Here is an 18,241-nt window from a genome sequence, read left to right as displayed (position 1 = left end):
GATGGCCAAGCTTTCTCTTTTCGAACGCCGCCGTCGTCGCGTGCGTACTGCGCTGCGGGCCCGCTCGGGCGGCAAGCCGCGCCTGTCGGTGCATCGTACCGGCAAGCATATCTATGCGCAGATCATCGATGATGCCGAGGGCCGCACCGTGGCCGCTGCGTCCACATTGGGAGCGAAGGCTTCCGGTGCGAATGTCGATGCTGCTTCGCAGGTTGGCAAGGACATCGCCGCCGCTGCCAAGAAGGCGGGCGTGAGCACGGTCGTGTTCGACCGTGGCGGCTTCCTGTTCCATGGCCGCGTCAAGGCGCTGGCCGACGCTGCGCGCGAAGGCGGGCTGGAGTTCTGATGATGGCAGACGAAAACAACAACGAAACCCCGAAGGTCGACAACGCCGGTGAAACGCCGACCCCGACCCTCGCCAGCACCGAAGCTGCCGACAACCAGTCGACTGCGGCCGGAGATCCTTCGCAGCCCGCAGAGCGCGAGGGCCGCGGCGGTCGTCGTGAACGTGGCGACCGTGGTGGCCGTGGCCGTGGACGAGGTGGTCGTGACGATCGCCGCGGTGGTCGTGGCCAGCGCGAGGATGATGGCGAAGAGCTGATCGAAAAGCTCGTCCACATCAATCGCGTCTCTAAGACCGTGAAGGGCGGCAAGCGCTTCGGGTTCGCCGCCCTGGTCGTCGTCGGTGACGGCAAGGGCCGCGTGGGCTTCGGTCACGGCAAGGCTCGCGAAGTGCCGGAAGCGATCAACAAGGCCACGGCTGCTGCGAAGAAGAAGATGGTCCGCGTTCCGCTGAAGGATGGCCGCACGCTGCACCATGACGGCAAGGGTCGTTTCGGTGCCGGCAAGGTGAACGTCCGCACGGCTCCTCCGGGTACCGGCATCATCGCCGGCGGTCCGATGCGCGCTGTGTTCGAAAGCCTTGGTGTTGCTGACGTGGTGACCAAGTCGGTCGGCACTTCGAACCCCTACAACATGATCCGCGCCACTTTCGACGCGCTGACCAATCAGACTTCGCCGAAGTCGGTTGCGCAGCGCCGTGGCAAGAAGGTCGCTGACCTCTTGGGTCGCGGCGGCGCGAGCGAGGCCGAGGCGGAAGCCGACGCCGCCGCTTTGGTGGAGTAAACGATCATGGCAAAGGCAAAGACCATCAAGATCAAGCAGATCGGTTCGCCGATCCGTCGTCCGGAAAGCCAGAAGAAGATTCTGGTCGGCCTCGGCCTCGGCAAGATGCATCGCGTCGTCGAAGTGCAGGACACTCCGGAAGTGCGCGGCGCGATTGCCAAGCTGCCTCACATGGTGGCCGTGGTCGACTGATCCGTCAGCCGCAAGGCAGGCGACACTTGACATAAGGCGGCCCGGGCGCGTACCGGGCCGCCTTCATTTGGGGCCTGACTGAAGGCCCCGCATGTTCAGCGCGAAGAAAAGCGAAAGCGAGTGCGATTATGAAACTGACTGATATCCGCGACAACGAAGGTGCTCGTCATCGCCGCATGCGCATTGGCCGTGGCATTGGCTCGGGCAAGGGCAAGACCGGCGGGCGCGGCCAGAAGGGCGCGAAGGCGCGTTCGGGCGTTTCCATCGGTGGCTTCGAGGGCGGTCAGATGCCGCTTCACATGCGGTTGCCGAAGCGCGGCTTCAACAATCCGTTTGGCAAGGATTATGCGGAAGTGAACCTGGGCATGATCCAGAAGTTCATCGACGCAGGCAAGCTCGATGCCGGTAATACAATTGATCATGCCGCACTGAAAGCGGCCGGCTTGGCCAAGGGTGGCAAGGACGGCGTTCGCCTTCTGGCAAAGGGTGATCTGACCAGCAAGGTCAGCTTCAAGGTCGCCGGCGCATCGAAGGGCGCGGTTGCCCAGGTCGAAAAGCTGGGCGGTACCGTCGAGACGACTGCCCCCAAGAAGGCGGCCGCCGAATAATCCGCAATGTTTGTGCCGGCGGGGGTGTTCGCAGTCCCGCCGGCACTCTATATGCGCGGGCGCAAGGCCTGATGGTCTTGCAGGAGGGGCGCGTCACCTGTTAGCGCGTTCCGGTCCGTCTGGCCTCGCTTGCTGGGCCAGCCCGTCACCTGCATAGGTAATGTCTTCCAATGGCTTCACGCGCCGATAATATCGCAAGCTCGCTCAGTCTCTCGAATTTCTCGAAGGCGACGGAGCTCAAGCAACGCATCTGGTTCACTCTGGGTGCACTGGTCGTGTTTCGGTTTCTTAGCTTTGTGCCGTTGCCGGGCGTCAATCCGCTGATCCTTCAGGACCTGTACGAGCAGACCCGCGGCGGCGTGCTCGATCTCTTCAACACGTTCTCGGGCGGCAGCCTTGAGCGCATGAGCCTCATTGCGCTCGGCGTCATGCCCTACATTACGGCTTCGATCGTGGTTCAGCTTGGGGCCGCTCTTCATCCCGCGCTTGCTGCGCTCAAGAAAGAGGGCGAAAGTGGTCGGAAGAAGCTGAACCAGTACACGCGTTACGGGACGGTTGGTCTTACCGCGGTCCAGGGCTATTTCCTTGCGGTAGGACTCGAGACCTATGCGGCCGCAAGCGGGCTCAATGCTGTGGTCGACCCCGGCCTCATGTTCCGGATCGGGGCGGTCATTTCTCTTGTCGGCGGAACGATGTTCCTTCTCTGGCTCGGTGAGCAGATCACTTCGCGCGGTATCGGTAATGGCGTGTCGCTCATCATCATGGCCGGAATCGTCGCGCAATTCCCCACAGTGGGCGCGCAGCTGATGGAAGGTGGTCGCTCGGGTTCGATTCCTTCCTATCTGATCGTAATGCTTTTCGTGACGATCATCGGCCTCATCCTCTTCATTTCGTTCATGGAGCGGGCGCAGCGCCGCTTGCTGATCCAGTATCCTAAGCGCGCTCAGCAGCGTGGCGGAATGCAAGCCGATCGTTCGCACCTGCCGTTGAAGCTCAATACGTCGGGCGTGATCCCGCCGATTTTCGCTAGCTCTTTGCTGCTGTTACCCCTGACCATCACCCAATTCGCCGGTAATTCGGTCACCCCCGATAGCACGATGGGTGGAGTTCTGGTGACGCTCAATCAATATCTGCAGCACGGACAGCCGCTTTACATGCTGCTCTACGCGGTCGGCATCATCTTTTTCTGCTTCTTCTATACAGCCGTGGTCTTTAATCCCGAGGAAACTGCTGAAAATCTGAAGCGTGGCGGGGGCTTCATTCCCGGTATCCGCCCGGGCAGGAATACTGCCAATTATCTGGATTACGTGTTGACCCGCATTACGGTAATCGGGGCGGCCTATCTTACCTTGGTCTGCGTGCTGCCAGAATATGTTATCGCGCAGACGGGGCTGCCCTTCTTTCTGGGCGGGACAAGTCTCTTGATCGTCGTTAATGTCACCGTCGACACCATTGCGCAGATCCAGAGTCACCTGCTCGCGCATCAGTATGGCGATCTTATCAAAAAGGCCAAATTCAAAGGTCGATTGCGCTAACGTCTTTGCCTAGGGCGTCAGTTCGATCACGGGGAGGACGTGCAGTTGAATATCATACTTCTCGGGCCTCCGGGGGCCGGTAAAGGCACACAATCGCAGAGGCTGGTGGCGCGCTACGGCATGCGCCAGCTTTCGACCGGCGATATGCTGCGGGCTGCTGTAAAGGCGCAGACTCCTGTTGGCTTGCAGGCCAAGGCGGTTATGGACGCGGGTGAGCTCGTCTCGGATGAAATAGTCTCCGCACTGATCTCCGCCGAGCTTGAGAGCATGAGCGATGAGATGGGGGCCATTTTTGACGGCTACCCCCGTACTGCCGAGCAGGCGCATGCGCTCGACGCCATTTTGGACCAGCATGGCCGCTCCCTCGATCACGTGATCGAACTTGACGTGAATGTGGACGCTCTGGTTGAGCGGATTACCGGGCGGTATAGCTGCGCGAACTGCGGCAAGGGCTATCACGACGTGTTTGAGCAGCCCCGACAGCCTGGCATATGTGACAAGTGCGGATCGACCGAATTCAAGCGTCGCCCGGACGACAACGAGGCCACTGTCCGCACGCGCATGGCGGAATATCGCGCGAAGACGGCTCCGATCCTTCCCATCTATGAAAAGCGTGGCATCGTACGACGCGTCGACGGCATGGAAGACATCGATGAAGTGACCGCCGCGATTGCCCGAATTATCGTGTGATGCGTGCCGCCAGTCTCTGATTCATCGACGTTTCGATCCGTGTAACCCTCGCAGTCAATCTTTCTGAAGAGGGTATCTGATGCTCCGCCGATCCTGATCATGGATCGGCAGGCATTCATCTCGGCATCGAATTGGTCGAACGCAGCGCGTAGCGTACCGGTTGGGGGGCACCGGAGCGGTTGATGACGCGCCTGCTTCATCGCAAAGTTCGATGCGATGGCGATCGCGAAGGATCGGGGCCGGATCCTTTATTCAACCGTTGACACGCTGGACGAATCTGCGTAAGCGCGCCCCTCGCTCGTCTTTTTAATGACAGTGGTCCGGCCGGATCGCGTGTTTTGCGCGTTCCCACCCGGGCTTTTTGCCGTTCGGCAGTTTGTCATCTCGAAGGCGGCGATACGCGATGAGATAGGGGCCGCAATCTGCACTGGTGCTGATTTCGCGCAACCCCTGTGGAGCAGGAGAATTTTGTGGCTCGTATTGCCGGGGTGAACATCCCCACCAACAAGCGCGTGATCGTGGCGCTTACTTATATTCACGGTATTGGTCCCAAATCGGCCGTCGACATTGCTGACAAGCTTGGCATCGATCACGCTCGCCGCGTTCAGGACCTGACCGATGCGGAAGTTCTGCAGATCCGTGAAACGATCGACGCCGACTATCTGGTCGAGGGTGATCTTCGTCGCGAAACCGCGATGAACATCAAGCGTCTGATGGACTTGGCCTGCTACCGCGGCCTGCGTCACCGCAAGGGACTGCCCGTTCGCGGTCAGCGCACCCACACGAATGCCCGCACCCGCAAGGGCAAGGCCAAGCCGATCGCCGGCAAGAAGAAGTAATTCGTCAGCCTTTCGGCAGCGAATTCTTCCACTAGATCAGGATACGAGACAATGGCACGCGAACCACAGCGCATTAAGCGGCGCGAGCGCAAAAATATCTCCAGCGGCGTCGCGCACGTGAACGCCAGCTTCAACAATACGATGATCACCATCACCGACGCCCAGGGCAATGCGATCAGCTGGTCCTCGGCAGGTATGATGGGTTTCAAGGGCAGCCGCAAGTCGACTCCTTATGCAGCTCAGGTTGCAGCGGATGACGCGGGCAAGAAGGCCGCCGAGCATGGCGTTCGCACCCTTGAGGTCGAAGTCAAGGGACCCGGTTCGGGTCGCGAAAGCGCACTTCGTGCGCTGCAGGCGGTTGGTTTCACCATCACCTCGATCCGCGACGTGACGCCGATCCCGCACAATGGCGTGCGTCCGTCGAAGCGTCGTCGCGTCTGATACAGGAATGCGAGGCGAAGGATCCCGCCTCGCATATCCGACCTGCCCAAGGCCCATGCCGCGCCCTCACGCGGGATCGGGCCGCCCAAGAACAAACCCCAGGGGAAGCCCATGTCCGTCAATATGAAGAACTGGCAGGAACTGAAGAAACCCAATAATCTCGAGATCAAAGGGCAGGGCGACGCCAAGCGCCGCGCTACCTTCGTGGCCGAGCCTCTGGAGCGTGGTTTCGGCCTTACGCTCGGCAATGCGCTGCGCCGCGTTTTGCTCTCGTCGCTGCAGGGAGCCGCGATCACTTCGATCAAGATCGACAACGTCCTGCACGAGTTCTCGTCGCTTGCCGGCGTTCGTGAAGACATCACCGACATCGTGCTTAACATCAAGCAGGTCGCTCTCAAGATGGAAGGCGAGGGCGTCAAGCGGCTCAACCTATCCGTCACCGGGCCTGCTGAGGTGACGGCTGGCGATATTCAGGTAACGGGCGATATCGAGGTTCTGAACAAGGATCTGGTGATCTGCCATCTCGACGATGGTGCGACGCTCAACATGGAACTGACGGCCGATACGGGCAAGGGCTACAGCCCCGCCGTGGCGAACCGTCCGGCCGATGCGCCCATCGGACTTATCCCGATCGATTCGCTGTATTCGCCGGTTCGCCAAGTCAGCTACAAGGTTGAGAATGCGCGTGTCGGACAGGAACTCGATTACGACAAGCTGTCGCTGACGGTCGAAACCGACGGTACGGTAACGCCCGAAGACGCAGTGGCATACGCCGCCCGGATCCTGCAGGATCAACTCGCTCTGTTCGTGCATTTCGAGGAAGGCATTCCGCAGGGTGCTCCGCAGACCGCTGGTACAGCCGCTGCCGCCCCCGAAGAGTCGGATGCGAACCAGCTCAATCGGTACCTGCTCAAGAAGGTGGATGAGCTCGAATTGTCGGTCCGTTCGGCAAATTGCCTCAAGAACGACAACATCATCTATATCGGCGATCTGGTGCAGAAGACCGAGGCGGAAATGCTCCGTACCCCGAACTTCGGCCGCAAGTCGCTTAACGAAATCAAGGAAGTTCTCTCCTCAATGGGTCTGCGCCTTGGCATGGACATCCCGGGCTGGCCGCCCGAGAATATCGAGGAAATGGCCAAGAAGCTCGAACAGGAACTTCTCGGCTGACGCCAGAATTCCCGCCTCGGCGACTGCCGGGGCGGGAAACCGGGTACGGGCTGAACCCTGATCAGCCGGCTCTGGGCTACCTGGAACGGGCCCTTATCGAACGAAGGAAGAAATCATGCGTCACAAGATTTCGGGGCGTAAGCTCCAGCGCAAGACCGGCCACCGCAATGCGATGCTTCGCAACATGGCCGCAGCCCTGATCAAGCACGAACAGATCAAGACCACGACGCCCAAGGCGCGCGAATTGCGCCCCTATGTCGAGAAGCTGATCACGCTGGCCAAGCGCGGCGGTCTGTCGAACCGTCGTCTGGCGCACAGCCGTCTTCTCGACGATGCGCAGCTGACCAAGCTGTTCGACGTTCTCGCGGAACGTTACGGGGATCGTGAGGGCGGTTACACCCGCATCATCAAGGCGGGCATCCGCGCATCGGACGCCGCGCCCATGGCGATCATCGAACTGGTTGATCGCGACGTCGAGGCCAAGGGTCAGGATAGCGGCCCCGTCATGAATGACGAGGACGAGTACGAAGACGCCTGAGGGGCACTTCGATAGAGAAAAAAGGGCGCCAGCAGCATCAGCTTCTGGCGCCTTTTTTCATATGTGATCCAGTCGCTCTCAATCAGGCGATTTTTGCGTTCATCGCGGCAGAATGGCTGCGGATAAGATCCAAGGTCGACCGGTCATCGTCAAATACGCTGTACCAACCCTGCGGTTCATGGGGCGGATCGCCTACCAATCGTGACGGGCCGGGGGAATAGCGATGGTCTGGCCTCTGGCCGCGTCCGCCTTCGCCGCCCCACGCCCAAAAGTTTGTTCCCGCGATGACCGGATTGGCTTCGGCTGCATCGAAGATCTGGCGATAGAACCGGTCGCGCCACTTGGTCGTTGATCCCGCATCATAAGATCCGGCGTCCCGCGGGAAACCGAACTCCTCGATAACGAGTGGTTTTCCTAGCTTTTGCGCCAAGGCAACGTGCTTATCGAGGTAGTCTCGCGTCCGCTCGCGCCCATTCTCGAAGGTGCCGGAAAGATTTTTGGCATCGACCCAGCTCCAGTTTTCGGGCCAGATATGGGCGGTCAGGTAATCGATATCGTCGGATCCATGCGCGGTCAGTACGCAATCGGGATCGTTGATACAGCCTTGCAGTCCCTCGCTGCCGGTTGAGACCATGTGATTGGCGTCCAGCGATTTGATGTAGGAGGCGGTGTCGTTCACCCACGAGTGAAAGGCTGGCATCGCGCGGCGGGCTACGTCCTCGCTGCCGCCCGGCCGCGGCTCGTTCGCAAGTTGCCAAGACATGATCGCGCGATCTTCGGCATAAGGAATGCCGGTTACCGTATTCGTACGCCCCACGACCGCCCGGACATATCTGCGATAATCGGCAAGCGCAGCTTCGTTGGTATAAAAGCTGGCATTGAAATCGGCGAAGGCAGGCCAGGGATGAGCCGGGTCATTCATATCGATATATTGGCCGCCGTTATGCCAATATAGATAGGTCATCATTCCTCCCGACCATTCCCAGAAGTTGGTCAGGTACAGCACGGCGCGCAAATCCCTCTTGGCCATCTCGGCAAGAGTGAAGTCCAGGCCGACCAACAGAGATTCATTAAAGCCGGTGCTGTCCCGAAAGGATGGGCTGACCGAATTCTTCAGGGGCGATTTTTCCGAGGATGCGAGAATTCGCAGGTTGGAGATGCCTGTGTCGGCCAAGTGATCGAGCTCGCGGACCAGGCGCTCTCGCCCGGCGGATACGCCCTCTGCACCAAGATAGGCGGCGTACCACATGTTGGCCCCGACATATCGATGAGGACGCCCGTCTAGAATGAACCGGTTCCCCTCGCGTCTTACATATGGCGATTTTTTGCCCGACACGCCGGTGACGCAGGCGGCGGTCAGGAGGCTGGCCGATCCCAGCATGAAAAGGCGGCGGTTTGGCATCTGCTCTCGATTTGTCCGATGTTGTTGATCGTAACGGCGCGACAATGACCGCCTCTTGCAGCGCCGTCGAGCCTGAAAGCATTATTCATACCAATGGCCTATTCAATGAACAAATCCTGACGGTAGGGTTCAGAGCCGTCTCATTCGTCATTTGATATTCTCATGATCACCTGATCGATAATGCTCGGACCAAGGAAGGATCGCCTGCCATGAAACCAATCGCCAAGACGCTGATCGGCCTGACCGCCGCTTGCGCCACGACACTGGCTGCGGCCACCCCGGCGTTCGCGGATCCCTATGACCGCGACGATGATGGTATCGGCGTTGGGGAGATCATCGCCGGTGCGCTTGTGATAGGGGGCGTGGCTGCTTTGGCAGGAGCATTCGACAACGACCGCTACGATGACCGATATCGTGACCGCGATCGCTATTACGATGACCGCAATTATCGCCGGATCGGTTCGCGCGCCGCGGTAGAATCCTGTATTCGTACTGCCGAACAGAGAGCTTATCGAGCGGGCTTCAGGCGCGTGAAGGTGACCGATATCCGAGATGTCGACAGAAAGAGCTATGGCTACAAGGTCAAGGGCCGCATAGCAGTCGACAACGGGTTCCGCGGCGGTCGGTACGGACGCGGTTGGGATCGCGATTATCGTGGCTGGAACAATTCGATGCAGGGCTGGGACAGCGGAAAGTTCTCATGCAAAATCGATGGTCGCGGTGTGCGCGAGATCGATTATAGCGGCGTGCGTGGACTTCGCTGAGCGCAGCTAAGGCTGGACGGTTCAGCGGATATCAAGACAAAATGTTTAGGCTGTGAGCTTGGGCCTCTATACTAGGTCCCGCGCAATTGACGGAAGGGTGGGAAATGACGAAACGCGGCATTCTGATCGTACCATCCATTCTGGCTCTCATCGGTTTTGCCGGCCACAGCCCCACTGCAAGCGCCGCCCAGTTGCATTCGTCCAGCCATCAGGCTTCGTCGATCCTCTTGTCGACGCTCGACACATCGAACCGGGCAGACGGTTGGGATCGCGGATGGCGCTATCGGGGATATCGTCACGGCCATCGGCGATATGACGACAACATCGATGCTGGCGACGTGATCGCAGGTGTGCTTTTGATCGGAGGGGCGCTGGCGGTCGTAAATGCGATCTCCAATAGCGCCGACAATAATCGCGATCGTTATCCCTATCCGCGAGAAACGCGGGACTATCCGGACGAGCGCTATCGGGCATCGCCAGTCGGTGGGCCGATGTATAGCGACGGCATGCAGCGTGCCATAGAGGGCTGCGTGTCCGAGGTTGAAAGAACGTCACGCATAGCCACGATCGATACGGCATCGCGCAGCGGCGCTGGCTGGTCGATCGGCGGCGAACTGCGCGATGGTGAGAGTTTTCGTTGTGAGATCGATGGATCGGGCCGGATTCGGGACGTCGATTTCGGTCGAGGCCCCATGCGCGATTATGATGATCGCCAGCACTATTCCGTCAATTACGACCGGCCCAGCGACGATTATTACGCGCAAGCGCGATCTCGGTATGGTACCGGATCGCCGGACATTCGTACACAAGACGGCGCCCCTGCAACCTCATGGGACGAAGGCGAAGAGGTCCGCGGTTGGGAGCGGGGTGAGGGCGATGACCGCTATGATACCGCCGACGGTCCCACTGTGGCCAGTGCCGACTGATTACTGCGGATCGCGACTGCTGCCAGCATAAGAGGGCAATTCGATGCGCCAGATCATCGCGGCACCTCTCAAGCCGAAACCCGCAGCGGTGCCGAGCAGCAAAGCAAGGAATCGCGGCGCTCCCACCTCCAGTGCGATAAGGCTGATCGAAGCGGCGAGCGCCGCGGCCGTGACATAGAGTTCCGGTCTCATCAGAATGGAGGGAACGCCCGCGAGTACGTCGCGAACGATCCCGCCGACGCAACCAGACACGACGCCAAGCACGATTGCAGGCACCGGCTGTACCCCATATTCAACCGCCTTTGCCGTGCCCAAGGCCGCGAATGCCGCCAGTCCGGCCGCGTCCGCCCATTCGAGCACGCGTTCCCGCCACCATCGGCCGGGTGTGAACCAGACCGCCAGGGCCGATACCAGAATGACCACGGCGACAAGCCGGTCCTCTAGCCATTCGGCCCGTACTCCAAGCAACAGGTCGCGCAGCGACCCGCCGCCGACGCCGGTAACAAGCGCGAAAAAGCAGGCCGTGACGAAGGTCTGCCGCAGCCGCGTTGCGACCAGCGCACCCGAAACCGCGAATACCGCGACGCCGGCGAGCTCAAGAATGGTAGCCGGAGCGATCATCTTGCTCGCCGGGCGCGTCGTCTGCGAAACATCAGCACGCATCCCAGAACGCTCATGATAAACCCTAGTGTCGCAAAACTGATGAGGATCGGGTGATGGGTATCTTCCCGCGTCTCCAGATCCATGATGTGAAGACCCCACATGAAATCGAATATTCGCCACCAGCGGGTACGGACCGCCGCAATATCACCCGTGTCCCGGTTGACATAGACATGGGTGCCGTCGGTCAGTTCGACCTGCCACACAGGTTCCGGTCTGCGAAAGTCGAATGGAGCGGAAGCTGCGGGAAACGCGCGGATCTGGGTGACCGCCTCGCCCCCCGCGATGGATCTCGCCACGATGGCTTTCGCCTGCCGGGACGAAACGGGCGGCAATCGTATGCCCGTCACGGTATCAAACCGCTTGATCGAACCGTCAGCATATTGTGCAGTCATGACCGTTCGGTTTTGCCAATCCATACGGAATGAGATTTCGACAGGGCGTTCAGTGTCCTGCGCCAATGCGGAAAAGCCTGGTGCCGGGTCCAAACTGTCTAGCGGTGCCGCCGCTTGCTCAATCCGCAGATGCGTGCCGCGAACCTCTTCGATCGGTCTCGCCACCATGATGAGACCGGTGAGAGTCCACATGACAAGAGGCAGCCCCGCCAGCCAGCCGAGCCAGATGTGCCACCGTGCAAATCTAAGCATTTGGCTTGGCATCACCACCCTTGTCTCCTTGCCGAATACGAAAGCCCCCGCGGGCCATGTCGGCCTGCGGGGGCATGTTCATCGAGAAACGTCAGATCATCAAGTGGCTCACCCGGCGAGGAGAGGCCATCGATGGACGCGACGCATCAGATATGGATAGGCAGCCCCTTGACGCCCATGGCGGCTTCCTTGACCGCTTCGGAATGGGTCGGATGGGCGTGACAAGTATAGGCGATATCCTCGCTCGTCGCGCCGAATTCCATCGCCTGAGCGACCTGTGCAACCATCGTTCCTGCCAGGCTTGCGATCATCCACGCGCCAAGCACGCGATCGGTTTCGGCATCGGCGATGATTTTGACAAAGCCATCCGGCTCGCGATTGGTCTTCGCACGGCTGTTGGCCATCATCGGGAACTTCGAAGTCTTGACGCTATGCCCGGCTTCCTTCGCGGCAGCCTCGGTCATGCCTACACCGGCTATTTCCGGCATGGTGTACACGACATTCGGAATCACGGCGTGGTTCACGATACCCACTTCGCCAGCGATATTCTCGGCCACGGCAAGGCCTTCGTCCTCCGCCTTGTGTGCCAGCATCAGGCCGGGAACGCAGTCGCCGATCGCCCAAACACCCTCGACCTTGGTCGCGAAATCGTGATCGATCTCGATCTGGCCGCGCTGATTGGTCTCAAGCCCGATCGCCTCGAGGTTGAGGCCGTCGGTATTGGGGCGCCGTCCGATCGATACGAGAACGGCATCGGCCTCGATCGTCTCGGCGTCGCCGCCTGCGGACGGTTCGATGGTCAGCGTCGCCTTGCCATCCTTCACCGTCGCACCGGTCACCTTGGTGGACAGTTTCAGATCCATGCCCTGCTTTTTGAAGACATTGGCCGCTTCCTTGCGAACATCGTCGTCCATGCCGGGAAGAAGCTTGTCGAGGAATTCGACGACGGTCACCTTGGCACCCAGTCGGCGCCACACGCTGCCCAATTCCAGGCCGATCACGCCGCCGCCGATCACCACCATGTGCTCGGGGACCTTCGGCAGTTTCAGCGCGCCCGTGCTGTCGACGATAATGCCGGCATCATTGTCGACCTCGACCCCGGGAAGGGGGGTGACCGACGACCCCGTGGCAATGACGATATCCTTGGCGGTGTAATCCTTACCGTCAACCTTGACGGTCCCGGCATCGACAAAGCTTCCCTTGCCTTTGAGCCACGTCACCTTGTTCTTCTTGAACAGGAACTCGATGCCACCGGTCAGTTCCTTAACCGCGGTGGACTTTTCAGCCATCATGGCGTCCAGATCGAGCGTCACATCCTTGGCGATGACCCCGAACTTGGCCATCGTGCCATGCGCGGCTTCGTCGAACAGCTCAGAGCCGTGTAGCAATGCCTTCGAAGGGATGCAGCCCACGTTGAGGCAGGTGCCGCCCAATGTCTCCCGGCTTTCGACGCAAGCGGTCTTCAGCCCCAGCTGCGCGGCGCGGATGGCGGCCACATAACCGCCGGGGCCGGCGCCGATCACGATAACGTCGAAGTCTGTTTCAGCCATGATTTCAGTCTCTTTTGTCGTCTGGCTATCAAAGGTCGATCAGAAGGCGCGTCGGATCCTCGATCGCTTCCTTGATGATTTTGAGAGCAGTCACTGCCTCGCGGCCATCGATGATACGATGGTCGTATGACAGGGCGATATACATCATCGGGCGAATTTCGACCTTGCCATTGATCGCGACCGGTCGATCCTCGATCCGGTGCAAGCCGAGCACCGCGCTCTGCGGCGGGTTGATGATCGGAGTCGACATCAGCGAGCCGAAAACGCCGCCATTGGAAATGGTGAAGGTACCGCCCTTCATGTCTTCCATCGTCAGCGAGCCATCCTTGGCGCGCGCGCCAAAGTCGGCGATGTCCTTCTCGATCTGGGCAAAGCTCTTCTTGTCGGCATCGCGAAGAACCGGAACGACCAGGCCGTTGGGGGCCGACACCGCGACCGATACATCGACGAAATCGTGGTAAAGAATCTCGTCGCCCTCGATCTGGGCGTTGACGCTGGGAACGTCCTTCAGCGCGAGGCAGGCCGCCTTGGTAAAGAAACCCATGAAGCCGAGCCGCACGTCATGCTTCTTGGCGAACAGGTCCTTGTACTTCGACCGTGTTTCCATGACCGCGGTCATGTCGACATCGTTGAACGTCGTCAGAAGAGCCGCCGTATCCTGCGCACTCTTCAGGCGTTTCGCGATCGTCTGGCGAAGCCGGGTCATCTTCACCCGTTCGACATTACGACCCGCCGACGGTGCCGCGGACGGCGCAGGCGCACTGGTCGAGGGCGCAGGTGCTTCCTTCTTGGCCTTGGCGGCAGCCAGCACGTCTTCCTTCGTCAGACGGCCATCCTTGCCGGTGCCCTTGATGGTTGCCGGATCGATCCCATGCTCGAGAACGGCACGCCGCACTGCGGGAGAGAGCACGACCGCGTCGCTGTTTTCCTCGCCTGAACCGCTTGCGGCCGAAGGCTCGGGCGCTGGGGCGGGCGAAGGCGAAGGAGCGTCTTCGGTCTTTGGCGACGATTTCGGTGCCGCTGCGGCGCCAGATCCTTCTTCGATCGTGGCAATAAGCGCACCGACCTCGACATTATCGCCCTCGGCCACAAGGTGTTCGCCCATCACGCCCGCCGATGGAGCGTTGACGTCGACGGCGACCTTGTCGGTTTCCAGGCTGCAGATCGGTTCATCAGCCGCGACGGCCTCGCCGGGCTGCTTCAGCCATTCGCCGACTGTCGCTTCGGTGATCGATTCACCCAGTACGGGGACCTTGACTTCGGTGCTCATTTCAATGCCGTCCTTTTACGGTATTCTCTGGGCTGCGGATCACTTCTTGTCCGCGGCGATCATGTCTTCGACCGACAGGCCAAGCGCGTCCGCGACAAGGGCCTGCTGCTGCGCGATGTGACGCGAAGCAAGTCCGGTCGCGGGCGAGGCAGCGGGTTCGCGCCCGGCATAGCGAGGCCTGGACACAGATGCTTCGGCTTCTGCAAGCGCCTGCTCGATCTGGCTCTCGACAAAGAACCATGCCCCGTTGTTGCGCGGCTCTTCCTGACACCAGACGACCTTTTTGAGGTTCTTCATCCGGCTCATCCGCAGGGCCAGCGGCTCTCCGGGGAACGGATAGATCTGTTCGATCCGCACGATGCTGGTGTTGTCGAGGCCGGCCTTGTCGCGGGCTTCGATAAGGTCATAGGCGACCTTGCCCGAACACAGCACAAGCCGCTCGATCTTGTCGTCCGGAATGTCGGCGGTGTCCGACATGATCCGGCGGAAATGCGAGTCCCCGAGGAAATCTTCCTTCGGCGATTTCGCCATCGGATGACGCAAAAGAGACTTCGGCGTCATGATCACAAGCGGCTTGCGAAAGCTGCGCAGCATCTGGCGGCGCAGCACGTGGAAATAGTTCGCTGGCGTCGTGATGTTGCAGACCTGGATATTGTCGCCCGCACACAATTGCAGGAAACGCTCCAGACGGGCCGAAGAATGCTCGGGTCCCTGGCCTTCGTAGCCATGCGGCAGTAGCATCACGAGACCATTCGCGCGCAGCCATTTTGCCTCGCCCGCTGCGATGAACTGGTCGATCATGATCTGCGCGCCATTGGCGAAGTCGCCGAACTGCGCCTCCCACAGCACGAGCGACTTAGGATCGGCCAGCGCATAGCCATATTCGAAACCCAACACGCCGTATTCGGAAAGCGGGCTGTCATAGACTTCGAAATGTCCATGCGGGACATGGCAGAGTGGGATGTATTTCTGCTCGGTTTCCTGGTCGACCCAGACGGCATGGCGCTGAGAAAAGGTTCCGCGGCCCGAATCCTGTCCGGACAGACGAACGGCAAAACCCTCCGCCAACAGCGCGCCGAAGCCCAGCGCCTCTGCCGTGGCCCAGTCGAAACCCTCGCCTTCCTCGAACATCTGCCGCTTCGCGTCCAGAACGCGGTTCAAGGTCTTGTGAATGTTCACGTCATCAGGAACGGTGGTGAGCGTGCGTCCAAGGCTGTCGAACAGCTTGGGTTCGATACCCGTTTTAAGGTTGCGACGCGCGGTTTCGGGATCTGCCGGCTTGTTCAGCCCGGTCCAGCGTCCGCCGAACCAGTCCGCTTCATTGGCCTTGTAGTTCTTGCCCGCTTCGAACTCCTGCTCGAGTTCGTGGTGGAACGCGTCTTCCTGGCCCTTCAGATAGCCCGGCTCGATCACGCCTTCCTCTTCAAGGCGCGTTGCATATAGCGCGCTTACACCGGGGTGCTTGCGGATCTGCTTGTACATAAGGGGCTGCGTGAAGCTGGGCTCGTCGCCTTCGTTGTGACCAAAGCGGCGATAGCACCACATGTCGATAACGATGTCGCGCCCGAACCGCTGGCGATATTCGATCGCCAGCTTGCAACAGAAGGTCACGGCCTCGGGATCGTCACCGTTCACATGCAGGATCGGCGCCTGGACACCCTTTGCCACATCCGAAGGGTAGGGCGAGGAGCGCGCGAACTGCGGGCTGGTGGTAAAGCCGATCTGGTTATTGATCACGAAATGGATGCAGCCACCCGTGTTGTAACCGCGAATGCCGCTGAAGCCGAGGCACTCCCAGACGATCCCCTGGCCTGCGAAGGCCGCGTCGCCATGGATCAGCACAGGCAGGACCTGCTGGTGCTTGCCTTCGCCGATGTCGTCACGGAACTGCTGCTGCGCGCGGACCTTGCCAAGCACGACCGGATCCACTGCCTCCAGGTGCGAGGGGTTGGGGACAAGGCTCATGTGAACCTTCACCCCGTCGAACTCACGATCGGTGCTGGTGCCGAGGTGGTACTTCACATCGCCCGAACCACCCACGTCTTCCGGGTTTGCCGAGCCGCCCGAGAATTCGTGGAAGATCACCTTGTAGGGCTTGCCCATCACGTTCGCGAGCACGTTCAGGCGGCCGCGATGCGCCATGCCATAGACGATTTCGCGCACGCCCATGGCGCCGCCGTATTTGATAACCGATTCCAGCGCCGGGATCATCGCCTCGCCGCCGTCGAGGCCGAAACGCTTGGTGCCGACATATTTCTTGGCGAGGAACTTCTCGTACTGCTCGCCGCGGATCACCGCGCCCAGGATCGCCTTCTTGCCCATGATGGTGAAGTCGATCGACTTGTCGGCGCCCTCCATCTTCTCCTGAAGAAAGCGCCGCTCCTCGACATCGGCGATGTGCATGTATTCGAGGCCGACCTTGCCGCAGTAATTTGCGCGCAGGATCTCGACCAGCTCGCGCACGGTCGTCCATTCAAGGCCCAGATTGCCACCGATATAGATCTTGCGGTCAAGGTCGCCGGGCTTGAAGCCGTGATATTCGGGCGTCAAATCCTTGGGCAATTCGCGATTGGACAATCCCAGCGGGTCCAGGTCTGCCGCCATGTGGCCCCGCACGCGATAGGTGCGGATCAGCATCATGGCGCGAACGGAATCGTCAGCCGCGGCCTCGATCGCCTTTTCGTCGACCGGCGCGCCCTTCTTCTTGGCCGCTTCCTTCAGCGCGGTCTTCATCCGCGTCGGATCGAGCGCCAGCGTCAGGTCGTCGAAGCCGTCCTCACCGGTCAGCGGCCAGCTTTTGCGCTGCCACGATGGACCCGGCTGGGCCTCGCCAGGCTCCATTTCGGGGAGGAAACTCTGATGCTCTTTACCCATGGGTATCTTCCGGTGTCTGCCCGATCAAACGGGCTTTGTATTCAGATCCGCGAACCACCTTTCCCTCCCCAAGAAAGGCGGTTCGCGGGATCAGGATCAGGCGAGTTCCTTGAGGAGCCCGTCCAGCGTTTCGCCCAGCAGCGAGGGCGAGGGCGAGACGCGGACGCCTGCCTCTTCCATCGCCGCGATCTTGTCCTCGGCGCCGCCCTGGCCACCCGAGACGATGGCGCCCGCATGGCCCATGCGGCGGCCCGGAGGCGCCGTGCGGCCCGCGATGAAGCCGACCATCGGCTTCTTGCGGCCACGCTTGGCTTCGTCCTTCAGGAACTGCGCCGCTTCTTCCTCGGCGCTGCCGCCGATTTCGCCGATCATGATGATCGACTTGGTCTCGTCGTCCGCAAGGAAGAGTTCGAGCACGTCGATGAAATTGGTGCCGTTGACCGGGTCGCCGCCGATGCCGACCGCGGTGGTCTGGCCAAGGCCGATATTGGTGGTCTGGAACACCGCCTCATAGGTCAGCGTGCCGGAACGCGATACGACACCGACCGAACCCTTCTTGAAGATGGAGCCGGGCATGATGCCGATCTTGCATTCGCCGGGGGTCAGGACACCGGGGCAGTTCGGGCCGATCAGGCGCGACTTCGAACCCTGCAGCGCGCGCTTAACGCGCACCATGTCGAGGACGGGAATTCCTTCGGTGATGGCGACGATCAGTTCCATCTCGGCATCGATCGCCTCGAGAATGGAGTCTGCTGCGAACGGCGGCGGCACATAGATGCACGAAGCGGTCGCGCCGGTCGCGGCCTTGGCTTCGGCAACCGTGTTATAGTTCGGCAGGCCGATGTGGGTGGTGCCGCCCTTGCCGGGGGTTACGCCCGCGACCATCTGCGTGCCATAGGCCAGCGCCTGTTCGGTGTGGAACGTGCCGGTCGATCCGGTCATGCCCTGGGTGATGACCTTGGTATTCTTGTCGACGAGAATGGACATTAAACGCTCTCCTTGTCGGGAGG

General features: G+C 60.6%; 19 protein-coding genes. 12 read left to right on the top strand and 7 right to left on the bottom strand.

All coding sequences use genetic code 11. The features are described from left to right. Position 1 precedes the first annotated feature (1 nt). From rplR to rplQ, 10 genes are all read left to right on the top strand, one after another. Positions 2-346: a 50S ribosomal protein L18 gene (gene rplR / locus AC4FIJ_RS05275; protein ID WP_490335671.1), complete on the top strand. Its 345-nt coding sequence runs from the start codon at positions 2-4 to the stop codon at positions 344-346. Positions 347-348: 2 nt separating this feature from the next. After that, complete coding sequence (rpsE, locus tag AC4FIJ_RS05270; protein ID WP_490335757.1) at positions 349-1,125, top strand: 30S ribosomal protein S5; 777 nt, start codon at positions 349-351, stop codon at positions 1,123-1,125. Between the two features lie 6 nt (positions 1,126-1,131). Next, positions 1,132-1,317 (top strand): 50S ribosomal protein L30, encoded by a 186-nt coding sequence (rpmD, locus tag AC4FIJ_RS05265; protein WP_230280797.1) that lies wholly within the window; start codon positions 1,132-1,134, stop codon positions 1,315-1,317. A gap of 128 nt (positions 1,318-1,445) precedes the next feature. Next, complete coding sequence (gene rplO / locus AC4FIJ_RS05260; protein ID WP_490335670.1) at positions 1,446-1,925, top strand: 50S ribosomal protein L15; 480 nt, start codon at positions 1,446-1,448, stop codon at positions 1,923-1,925. 170 nt (positions 1,926-2,095) lie between these two features. Beyond that, on the top strand, positions 2,096-3,460 hold the full coding sequence (gene secY, locus AC4FIJ_RS05255) for a preprotein translocase subunit SecY (RefSeq protein ID WP_490335669.1): 1,365 nt from the start codon (positions 2,096-2,098) through the stop codon (positions 3,458-3,460). A 45-nt stretch (positions 3,461-3,505) separates the two neighbouring features. After that, positions 3,506-4,150: an adenylate kinase gene (locus AC4FIJ_RS05250; protein ID WP_490335668.1), complete on the top strand. Its 645-nt coding sequence runs from the start codon at positions 3,506-3,508 to the stop codon at positions 4,148-4,150. A gap of 470 nt (positions 4,151-4,620) precedes the next feature. Next, positions 4,621-4,989, top strand: a complete 369-nt coding sequence (gene rpsM, locus AC4FIJ_RS05245) for a 30S ribosomal protein S13 (protein ID WP_490335667.1) — start codon at positions 4,621-4,623, stop codon at positions 4,987-4,989. 51 nt (positions 4,990-5,040) lie between these two features. After that, a complete protein-coding gene (rpsK, locus tag AC4FIJ_RS05240; RefSeq protein WP_057884041.1) occupies positions 5,041-5,430 on the top strand; it encodes a 30S ribosomal protein S11 in 390 nt (129 codons plus the stop codon). 111 nt (positions 5,431-5,541) lie between these two features. Next, positions 5,542-6,600, top strand: a complete 1,059-nt coding sequence (locus AC4FIJ_RS05235) for a DNA-directed RNA polymerase subunit alpha (protein WP_490335666.1) — start codon at positions 5,542-5,544, stop codon at positions 6,598-6,600. A gap of 115 nt (positions 6,601-6,715) precedes the next feature. Next, entirely contained in the window at positions 6,716-7,138 is a 423-nt protein-coding gene (gene rplQ / locus AC4FIJ_RS05230) for a 50S ribosomal protein L17 (protein WP_490335665.1), read from the top strand. Positions 7,139-7,220: 82 nt separating this feature from the next. On the opposite strand, the gene AC4FIJ_RS05225 is transcribed toward rplQ, so the two are convergent. Further along, positions 7,221-8,585 (bottom strand): glycoside hydrolase 5 family protein, encoded by a 1,365-nt coding sequence (locus AC4FIJ_RS05225; protein ID WP_490335664.1) that lies wholly within the window; start codon positions 8,583-8,585, stop codon positions 7,221-7,223. 164 nt (positions 8,586-8,749) lie between these two features. On the opposite strand from AC4FIJ_RS05225, the gene AC4FIJ_RS05220 reads away from it, so the two are divergent. Beyond that, positions 8,750-9,304, top strand: coding sequence for a hypothetical protein (locus tag AC4FIJ_RS05220; RefSeq protein ID WP_490335663.1), 555 nt, complete (start codon positions 8,750-8,752; stop codon positions 9,302-9,304). Between the two features lie 104 nt (positions 9,305-9,408). After that, complete coding sequence (locus AC4FIJ_RS05215; RefSeq protein ID WP_490335662.1) at positions 9,409-10,230, top strand: hypothetical protein; 822 nt, start codon at positions 9,409-9,411, stop codon at positions 10,228-10,230. Here AC4FIJ_RS05215 and AC4FIJ_RS05210 read toward each other — a convergent pair whose 3' ends face one another. The 6 genes from AC4FIJ_RS05210 to sucD all read right to left on the bottom strand — a co-directional run bounded on the left by AC4FIJ_RS05210 (position 10,231) and on the right by sucD (position 18,218). Next, on the bottom strand, positions 10,231-10,851 hold the full coding sequence (locus AC4FIJ_RS05210) for a trimeric intracellular cation channel family protein (RefSeq protein WP_490335661.1): 621 nt from the start codon (positions 10,849-10,851) through the stop codon (positions 10,231-10,233). Beyond that, complete coding sequence (locus tag AC4FIJ_RS05205) at positions 10,848-11,477, bottom strand: PepSY domain-containing protein (protein ID WP_490335660.1); 630 nt, start codon at positions 11,475-11,477, stop codon at positions 10,848-10,850. The genes AC4FIJ_RS05210 and AC4FIJ_RS05205 overlap by 4 nt, the downstream gene beginning before the upstream one ends. Positions 11,478-11,683: 206 nt before the next feature. Further along, positions 11,684-13,087, bottom strand: coding sequence for a dihydrolipoyl dehydrogenase (gene lpdA / locus AC4FIJ_RS05200; RefSeq protein WP_490335659.1), 1,404 nt, complete (start codon positions 13,085-13,087; stop codon positions 11,684-11,686). A gap of 28 nt (positions 13,088-13,115) precedes the next feature. Continuing rightward, the gene (gene odhB / locus AC4FIJ_RS05195) at positions 13,116-14,357 is read right to left on the bottom strand and encodes a 2-oxoglutarate dehydrogenase complex dihydrolipoyllysine-residue succinyltransferase (protein WP_490335658.1); all 1,242 of its coding nucleotides are present in this window, start codon (positions 14,355-14,357) and stop codon (positions 13,116-13,118) included. 39 nt (positions 14,358-14,396) lie between these two features. Beyond that, complete coding sequence (locus AC4FIJ_RS05190; protein WP_490335657.1) at positions 14,397-17,231, bottom strand: 2-oxoglutarate dehydrogenase E1 component; 2,835 nt, start codon at positions 17,229-17,231, stop codon at positions 14,397-14,399. Between the two features lie 96 nt (positions 17,232-17,327). Further along, positions 17,328-18,218, bottom strand: a complete 891-nt coding sequence (sucD, locus tag AC4FIJ_RS05185) for a succinate--CoA ligase subunit alpha (RefSeq protein ID WP_490335656.1) — start codon at positions 18,216-18,218, stop codon at positions 17,328-17,330. Positions 18,219-18,241: the final 23 nt, after the last annotated feature.

This window comes from Croceicoccus sp. (genome assembly GCF_983967925.1).
The sequence above is the reverse complement of the archived record's forward strand: the minus strand, read 5'-3'. Positions and strand labels throughout refer to the sequence as shown.